Here is a 7,777-nt window from a genome sequence, read left to right as displayed (position 1 = left end):
CCTGCTTTCTCCCGTAGGACGTATGCGGTATTAGCCTGGGTTTCCCCAGGTTATCCCCCACTACCGGGCAGTTTCCTATGCATTACTCACCCGTCCGCCGCTCGCCGGCGAGGTGCAAGCACCTCCCGCTGCCGCTCGACTTGCATGTGTTAGGCCTGCCGCCAGCGTTCAATCTGAGCCATGATCAAACTCTTCAGTTTAAAATCATACGGTCCGTTAAGCGGACCAAACTTGGCTCAAGGTTCAAACGTCTCTTTGACGAGTCGCTTGCCTTGATGATCGGTGACTGGTCACCGCCTCATCGACAAGCGCCCACATGAATTACCTGATCGATTGTTAAAGAGCGTCGCAGCCAAAGCGAGTCACTTGACATTCGCTTCTCGCCCTGTCAGGGCGGCCTCGCTGCGAGAGAGGCGTATTCTACCGATCCGGGCCGCGCTGTCAAGCGCCGTGTTCGCCGTTGTTTGCCAGCGTCAACCGGCCTGCCGGGCGAACCCCGTATCGTGGCGGCGCAGTCTATCAGACCGGGCGTTTTCGTCAACCCGCGATCGTCACCGACGCGAGAAAAACCCCAACGAAAACAGCGCCTTGCGCCACCTTCACCGCCAGCGACGTGTGTCCGTCGTCAGCAGCGGATGCGTACTTTACGGATGACTGAAGCACTTGGCAAGCCCTTGGACCAAAAAATTGTAGTTCAAGTCATCGGTACTTGCCACGTGGACATTCGCCATCGACCGGTCACTGTAACTAGCGGAAAGGCGGCAAGACATCGACTATCGTGTCCGCCGCCTTTTGTCAGTTACCGTCAGATAACGAACAGATCCATGAATTCAGGAACCGGCGTTGCTTCGAGAGCGGCCTGATCCTTACACAAGGCGAAGATGGCTTGGCTACGACCTGCCGGAAAGCGTGTCATCAGGTTGGCCTTGAATTTGGCCTCGAGCAGAGGAATGCCATCCTGGCGACGGCGGCGATGGCCGATGGGATACTCGATAATGACGTTATCCGTACTGGTCCCATCTTTGAAGAACACCTGGATGCCGTTGGCGATCGAGCGCTTGTCGGCTTCCAGATATTCCCGGGTAAAGCGCTCGTCTTCGACGACTTCCATTTTCTCACGCAACTCGTCGATGACCGGGTTGGCTTCGTGGAACTCGTCTTCGTAATGCTCGGCCACGAGACTGCCGAACGCCAGTGGCACGGCAGCCATGTACTGTAGGCAGTGGTCGCGGTCAGCCGGGTTGGCCAACTTACCTGACTTGGAAATGATACGGATGGCCGATTCGTGGGTAGTAATCACGATACGGTCAATCTCGTCGAGCCGGCCCTTGACCTGTGGGTGCAATATGACTGCCGCCTCGCAAGCGGTCTGGGCGTGAAACTCCGCCGGGAAAGATATCTTGAACAACACATTTTCCATGACATATGAACCATAGTCACGGGTGAATTTGAACTTGCGTTCACTCTCATCCTTGAGCTGCTGGTCCTTATTGGTCTTGGAAAACAGGACGTCGTAGAACCCCCACTGCGGTGCGGTAAGCACACCCGGGATGCCCATTTCGCCACGCATGGCAATGTCGGCCAAACGAACCCCACGAGATGTCGCGTCTCCTGCAGCCCAGGATTTGCGCGACCCGGCATTGGGGGCATGACGATACGTACGCAAGCTCTGGCCATCAGCCCAGGCATGAGACAAGGCGGACAGCAACTGCTCCCGGTCAGCGCCCATCAACTTGGCAACAACCGCAGTCGATGCCACTTTGACAAGCACGACATGATCGAGCCCCACCCGGTTGAAGGAGTTTTCCAACGCCAGCACGCCCTGGATCTCATGCGCCATGATCATGCCTTCCAGCACGTCACGCATGGTCAATGGCGACTTGCCGATTGCCAGGCGCTTTTGGGACAGGTGGTCGGCAATGGCCAGGATACCGCCCAGATTATCCGATGGGTGCCCCCACTCCGCTGCCAGCCACGTGTCGTTGTAATCGAGCCACCGAATGATACAACCGATATCCCAGGCAGCCTTGACCGGATCCAACCGGAACGATGTGCCAGGCACGCGAGCCCCATGAGGGACCACGGTGCCTTCCACTTGAGGCCCCAAATGCTTGGTACATTCGGGAAAGCGCAGCGCAAGAAGACCGCATCCCAGGGTGTCCATCAGACAATTACGCGCTGTATCCAGCGCCTCCTGGCTTTCTATTCTGTAGCCGAGGACGTAGTCAGCGATCTTTTGCAGCTCGACGTCATAATCTGGGCGCTTGTTGATATCGACATTGGCACTCATCGAAAACATTCCTTGATATAGCGGCTTACGCCGGACGGTTGAGACGGGACCGGTGCGGGATGCAGCGAGGGGTCAATCGCGCTGCTCGATTGGCAGCCAGGGTTGCTTGTCGGGGCCGGTATAGTCGGCACTCGGGCGAATGATGCGATTATTGGCTCGTTGCTCGAACACATGCGCACACCAGCCCGTCAGGCGCGAACAGACAAAGATCGGCGTGAACAGCTTGGTCGGTATACCCATGAAGTAATAGGCACTGGCGTGGAAGAAATCAGCATTACAGAACAGCTTCTTCTCACGCCACATGACCTGCTCGACACGCTCTGATACCGGATAGAGTCGATTATCACCGACATCCTCGGACAGCTTGCGAGACCATTGCTTGATGATGGCATTGCGCGGATCGGATTCGCGGTAAATGGCATGTCCGAAGCCCATGATCTTTTCCTTGCGCTCGAGCATGCCAAGAATTTCGCGCTCGGCCTCATCCGGTGATTGCCAGTCTTCGATCATGGCCATGGCGGCCTCGTTGGCACCGCCATGCAAGGGCCCCCTAAGCGAGCCGATAGCGCCCGTCACACAGCTATGAATATCGGATAGCGTCGAGGCGCAAACCCGAGCCGTGAATGTAGATGCATTGAACTCATGCTCGGCATACAGGATGAGCGAAACATTCATGACCCGCGCATGCAGTTCGGAAGCTGGTTTGCCATGCAGAAGATGCAGGAAGTGGCCGCCTATCGAGTCGTCGTCGGTCTCGGTCTCGATACGCACTCCATCATGGGAATAGCGATACCAATAATTGATGATCGAAGGAAAGGCCGCCAGCATACGGTCGCTTTGATCCTGCTGCTCGGCGAAACTCTCTTCGGTTTCGAGATTACCCAGCATGGATGCCCCTGTGCGCATCACATCCATGGGGTGGGCATCGGCAGGGATCTGCTCGAGGACTACCTTCAAAGCATCCGGCAGGCCACGTAACGACTTGAGCTCGGCAACATAAGCATCCAACTCCTGGCGGTTGGGCAGCTTACCCTTGAGAAGCAGGTAGGCAACTTCCTCGAAGCGAGCGTGCTCTGCCAGGTCATGAATATCATAACCGCGATAGGTCAGGCCCGAACCGCTCTTGCCTACCGTGCACAGTGCCGTGCTGCCGGCACTCTGGCCGCGCAGACCGGCTCCGTTGTTTGCTTTCTCAGGCATGGCGTGTCTCCTATGAGTGCGATCGGCTTGTCGCTATTGTTGTCCTGTTGGACGCCTATTCATTACCCTTCTCGGCAAACAGGGCATCCAGCTTGTTCTCGAAGGCGTGGTAATCGAGAAACTCGTAGAGTTCGTCGCGAGTCTGCATCAGGTCAATCACATCCTGCTGATCGCCCTTCTCGTAAATGCTGCGGTAAACCTTGAGCGCAGCAGCATTCATGGCTCGGAACGCCGACAGCGGATACAGCACCATGCGACACCCGACATTCCCCAGTTCCTGCTGCGAAAACAGAGGCGTGGCGCCAAACTCGGTAATATTGGCGAGGATCGGTGCTTCGACACCTTCACAGAAGGCCCGGTAGTCGTCCAAGGTATGCACCGCCTCGGCAAAGATGGCATCGGCCCCTGCTTCGATGCAGGCATTGGCCCGGTCGATGGCAGCCTCCAGCCCTTCTTTCTGGAAGGCATCGGTGCGGGCGATCAGATAGAAATCCGGATCGAGCCTGGCATCGGCCGCCGCCTTGATACGATCGACCATTTCCTGTTTCGAGACGATGGCCTTGTTGGGCCGGTGTCCGCAGCGCTTCTGTGCTACCTGATCCTCGATATGCACGGCCGCGACACCGGCACGCCCCATTTCCTTGATGGTGCGGGAAATGTTGAAGGCTCCGCCCCAGCCGGTATCGATATCCACCAGCAATGGCAGTTCGCTGGCCCCGGTAATACGACGGGCATCCTCGACGACATCGTTCATGGTCGTCATGCCCAGGTCAGGCAGGCCGAACGAGGCATTGGCCACCCCGCCACCAGAAAGATAGATGGCCTTGTGGCCGACCTTCTCCGCCATCAGGGCCGAATAGGCATTGATCGTACCGACGATAGGCAGCGGACGGTGAGCATCGAGAGCGGCACGAAAACGTGCGCCAGGCGTGGGCTGGGTCATGGGGTTGTCCTTTGAATGGGCGAGATCATAGCTTCTTCCTGTTCGAGCACCTCGGCATAACGCTCAGCTACATTTTCCCGCGAGGCGCTGACATGCCGACGCATCAATAGTTCGGCAAGTTCTTCGTCCCCCGCCTCGATGGCGTCGACGATACGATGGTGCTCGACAAAGGCACGCTGCGGACGTGCGCCGCTGGCACTGAACTGGGTTCGGTATAGCCGCACCAAGTAGTAGAGGTCATCGCAGAGAATCGTCATCAGCATGCGGTTATGACTGCCAAGGACGATGCGATAGTGAAAGTCCAGATCACCTTCGCGCTGATAGTAGGCTTCACCGCGCTGCAGGTCGGATTGACGCTCATGAAAGGCCAGCACCTCACGGAGGCCGGCAATTTCCTCGGAACTCATGTGACGCGCAGCCAACCTGGCGGCCATGCTCTCCAGGGCTTCACGCACATCGAACAGTTCGAGAAGCTCCTTCATCGACAGTTTGACCACTCGCGCTCCGACATGCGGGACACGCTCGATCAATCGATGCGCCTCCAGCCGTCGCATGGCCTCGCGAAGCGGCCCCCGGGAAATGCCATAGGTCTTGGACAGTCCCGGCTCGGTAATCTTGGAACCCGGCGCCAACTCACCGCGAACGATGGCATCCTGCAGCTGGTTGAAGACCCGCTCGGCCAAGGTTCGCACTTCCGGTAACACGCCGTCCTGCATCTTGGTATTCATGGTGATTGTCGACAATAAGTAATTGAAGAAACTCTAGCCAGCCCGGGCTGACCGGTCAATAGCGCATAGCTCCCGATCTTCTACACCTTTCGGCGTACAAGCAAGCTGTGACCACAGCCCTGTTGTCAACAATGGCTTTACGTTGACGTCAAATATTCCAATAAAATCGACGAAAGACGGCGGGGCTTTTGAAATGGCAGGGAATGGTCGGTACCAGGCAATTCGCGATACACCCAGTCCGCACGCGAGCGTTCCAACTGTGCATGATAACGTTTCATGGCTTCCAGACTTTTTCCACCCACGATACTGATGACATTTTCCTGAGCCTGGAGAAGCGTCTCACGATCCAGATCCCTTACCGCTTGCGTTACACAGTCCAACGCATTGGCAAATCCCAGTGGACGATAAGCCAGGCGCATGATCGACAGGCGCTCCGCACGAGGGTTACGGGCCCGGTTGGGAGCGATGAGATCAAGAAAGGCAACGATGCCCGCTTCAGGTGTATCGGCTTGTCGAATTCGCTCAGCTGCCTCGGCGTAGGCCTCGCGGACCTGAACCATCACGGCATGGTCCTCACGCTCAAGCAGTGCAGGCTCAATGAGGCCCAACCGGGAGATTCCTTCCCCCATACGTTGTTTTAAACGCATGGCGACCAATCCCCCGAAGGAGTATCCGACCACAGCGTCCAATCGCTCCATGTCACGTGCAGCCAGTACTGCTTCTATGTCATCGACGACATCATCCAAGTCAAAGGCACGCTCCCTCTCGTCAAGGTCATGTGTCTGGCCCATGCCACGCAAGTCAGGCACGATGATGTGCCGCCATCGTGAGAGATAGCCGACCATGGGCTGCCATGTCAGCCTACCGGCGACCCCCGCCCCGTGGAGCAAGAGTAAAGCCTCCTCGCCTCCTGCTTCCTTGCGGCGGAGATGGCGCCAGGCCACGCGTTGATCGTGTCGTTCGAGCCTTCCTTGCTCCAGAAGATAGTCGGCATGCATTGGCAATTTCCATCGATCGCGCGGTAAAAGACACAGTCATTATCCCGTTCGTCGACAAGGCGGACAAATGCGGCTTGCCCCCCTAGAATGACTCGCTTGTCGAAGGAGTCGTACTGCATGACCTCAAAACTCGTTATCACTCCCCTGCCATACCATGCCGACCCCTTGGAGCGCTTTTCCCGCTTGCGCCATCGGGAAGGTGCCGTTCTCCTCGACAGCGGTCGCCCCGAGGGCCCAGGTGGACGTTACGACATCATGTCATGCGACCCGCTGGCTGTCCTTGAAGTCGATACTCAAGGACAGGTCCGCTGCAACAACGCTTCGTCCTTGCCAGCGGAGCCATTCGCCGCTCAGCAGGCCTTGCTAGGCAGTCTCGATAACGAACTGCCGGAAAGTGACCTGCCTTTTCTCGGTGGCCTGATCGGTTATTGGGGCTATGACCTGGGCAGAATCATTGAAACGCTACCGAGCCATGCCCATGCAACGACGACACTTCCCTGGAGTCGCCTTGGACTCTATGACTGGGCACTGATTCAGGATCATGCACGTCATGAGGCATGGCTGGTCGCGACGCCGGAAAGAAGACACCAGGTCGATACCTGGCTGGCCAGCGCGCCCACGGCATCCCCTTCGTTCGCCGTCACGGCACCCTTCCTACCGGAGATGGATCAAGCAGGCTATGGGCAGCGCTTCCAGGCCGTACAACGCTATATCCAGGCTGGCGATTGTTATCAGATTAACCTGGCCCAGCGTTTCAGTGCCCCCTACCGGGGCGATATCTGGGAAGGCTATCTCGCACTGCGATGTGCGACTCCGACGCCCTTCGCGGGTTACATGGCCTGGGGCGACAAGGCAGTGCTTTCCCTTTCTCCCGAACGTTTCCTGCAGGTCCATGAAGGTCAGGTGGAAACCCGTCCCATCAAGGGCACACGCCCCCGAGGCAACACGCCGGAGGAAGATGCACAACTAGCCGATGACCTTACGAACAGCACCAAGGACAGGGCAGAGAACGTCATGATCGTCGACCTGCTGCGCAATGACCTTGGGCGAGTATGTCAGCCAGGCAGTGTACAAGTGCCGCAACTATGCGGGCTGGAAAGTTATGCCAATGTGCATCATCTGGTCAGTGTGGTCACCGGCGAACTGGCCCCGGCTTATTCCTCGATTGACTTGCTCTCAGCCGCGTTTCCGGGCGGTTCGATTACCGGTGCTCCCAAGGTACGCGCCATGCAGATCATTGATGAACTCGAGCCTAGCCGACGCAGTGTTTATTGCGGCAGTCTCGGCTATGTCGATCGAAGGGGCATGATGGATACATCAATTGCGATTCGTACCGTCATCGCCGATGGCGGCCAGCTTCATGTCTGGGGCGGCGGCGGCCTGGTCAGTGACTCCAACGAAGAAGCGGAGTATCAGGAAACATTGTCCAAGATAGCTCGTTTGATGGAAGCGTTGAGCAAGGCGTAGGCGGCATGGCCTTCGCACGATTTATTAGAATAGGAAATAACAGCGCAGCGGTACCTATGTTCCAGCTATATAAGTACCGAACTAAACATTATTGGGGCAGCGCGAGGCCCCTTTGCTAGGGTATCGACATTCTGGGAAGTGTGCTTCCCTC

The 7,777-nt window shown here is 57.3% G+C and carries 6 protein-coding genes and 1 rRNA gene; 1 reads left to right on the top strand and 6 read right to left on the bottom strand.

Annotation, left to right across the window (positions count from 1 at the left end; all coding sequences use genetic code 11):
* The 6 genes from BM194_RS04975 to BM194_RS04950 form a co-directional block, all read right to left on the bottom strand.
* Window positions 1-200: ribosomal RNA gene (locus BM194_RS04975) — 16S ribosomal RNA — on the bottom strand; the annotation flags it as partial.
* A gap of 605 nt (window positions 201-805) precedes the next feature.
* A complete protein-coding gene (gene prpD / locus BM194_RS04970) occupies window positions 806-2,290 on the bottom strand; it encodes a 2-methylcitrate dehydratase (RefSeq protein WP_092844298.1) in 1,485 nt (494 codons plus the stop codon).
* 72 nt (window positions 2,291-2,362) lie between these two features.
* Window positions 2,363-3,490: a bifunctional 2-methylcitrate synthase/citrate synthase gene (gene prpC / locus BM194_RS04965; RefSeq protein ID WP_092844296.1), complete on the bottom strand. Its 1,128-nt coding sequence runs from the start codon at window positions 3,488-3,490 to the stop codon at window positions 2,363-2,365.
* 55 nt (window positions 3,491-3,545) lie between these two features.
* The gene (prpB, locus tag BM194_RS04960) at window positions 3,546-4,433 is read right to left on the bottom strand and encodes a methylisocitrate lyase (RefSeq protein WP_092844294.1); all 888 of its coding nucleotides are present in this window, start codon (window positions 4,431-4,433) and stop codon (window positions 3,546-3,548) included.
* Complete coding sequence (locus BM194_RS04955) at window positions 4,430-5,161, bottom strand: GntR family transcriptional regulator (RefSeq protein ID WP_244890877.1); 732 nt, start codon at window positions 5,159-5,161, stop codon at window positions 4,430-4,432. The genes prpB and BM194_RS04955 overlap by 4 nt, the downstream gene beginning before the upstream one ends.
* 137 nt (window positions 5,162-5,298) lie before the next feature.
* Window positions 5,299-6,159: an alpha/beta fold hydrolase gene (locus tag BM194_RS04950; RefSeq protein WP_092844290.1), complete on the bottom strand. Its 861-nt coding sequence runs from the start codon at window positions 6,157-6,159 to the stop codon at window positions 5,299-5,301.
* Window positions 6,160-6,276: 117 nt separating this feature from the next.
* Between BM194_RS04950 and pabB the strand changes: the two genes are divergently transcribed.
* Complete coding sequence (gene pabB, locus BM194_RS04945) at window positions 6,277-7,626, top strand: aminodeoxychorismate synthase component I (RefSeq protein WP_092844288.1); 1,350 nt, start codon at window positions 6,277-6,279, stop codon at window positions 7,624-7,626.
* The last annotated feature ends 151 nt before the right edge of the window (window positions 7,627-7,777 follow it).

This window comes from Modicisalibacter xianhensis (assembly GCF_900113605.1).
Lineage (GTDB): Bacteria > Pseudomonadota > Gammaproteobacteria > Pseudomonadales > Halomonadaceae > Modicisalibacter > Modicisalibacter xianhensis.
This window is presented reverse-complemented; position numbering and strand designations above follow the sequence as displayed.

Coding starts and splice junctions, on each gene's coding strand:
- prpD (WP_092844298.1), bottom strand. CDS start 2,290: ATGAGTGCCAATGTCGATATCAACAAGCGCCCAGATTATGACGTCGAG.
- prpC (WP_092844296.1), bottom strand. CDS start 3,490: ATGCCTGAGAAAGCAAACAACGGAGCCGGTCTGCGCGGCCAGAGTGCC.
- prpB (WP_092844294.1), bottom strand. CDS start 4,433: ATGACCCAGCCCACGCCTGGCGCACGTTTTCGTGCCGCTCTCGATGCT.
- BM194_RS04955 (WP_244890877.1), bottom strand. CDS start 5,161: ATGAATACCAAGATGCAGGACGGCGTGTTACCGGAAGTGCGAACCTTG.
- BM194_RS04950 (WP_092844290.1), bottom strand. CDS start 6,159: ATGCATGCCGACTATCTTCTGGAGCAAGGAAGGCTCGAACGACACGAT.
- pabB (WP_092844288.1), top strand. CDS start 6,277: ATGACCTCAAAACTCGTTATCACTCCCCTGCCATACCATGCCGACCCC.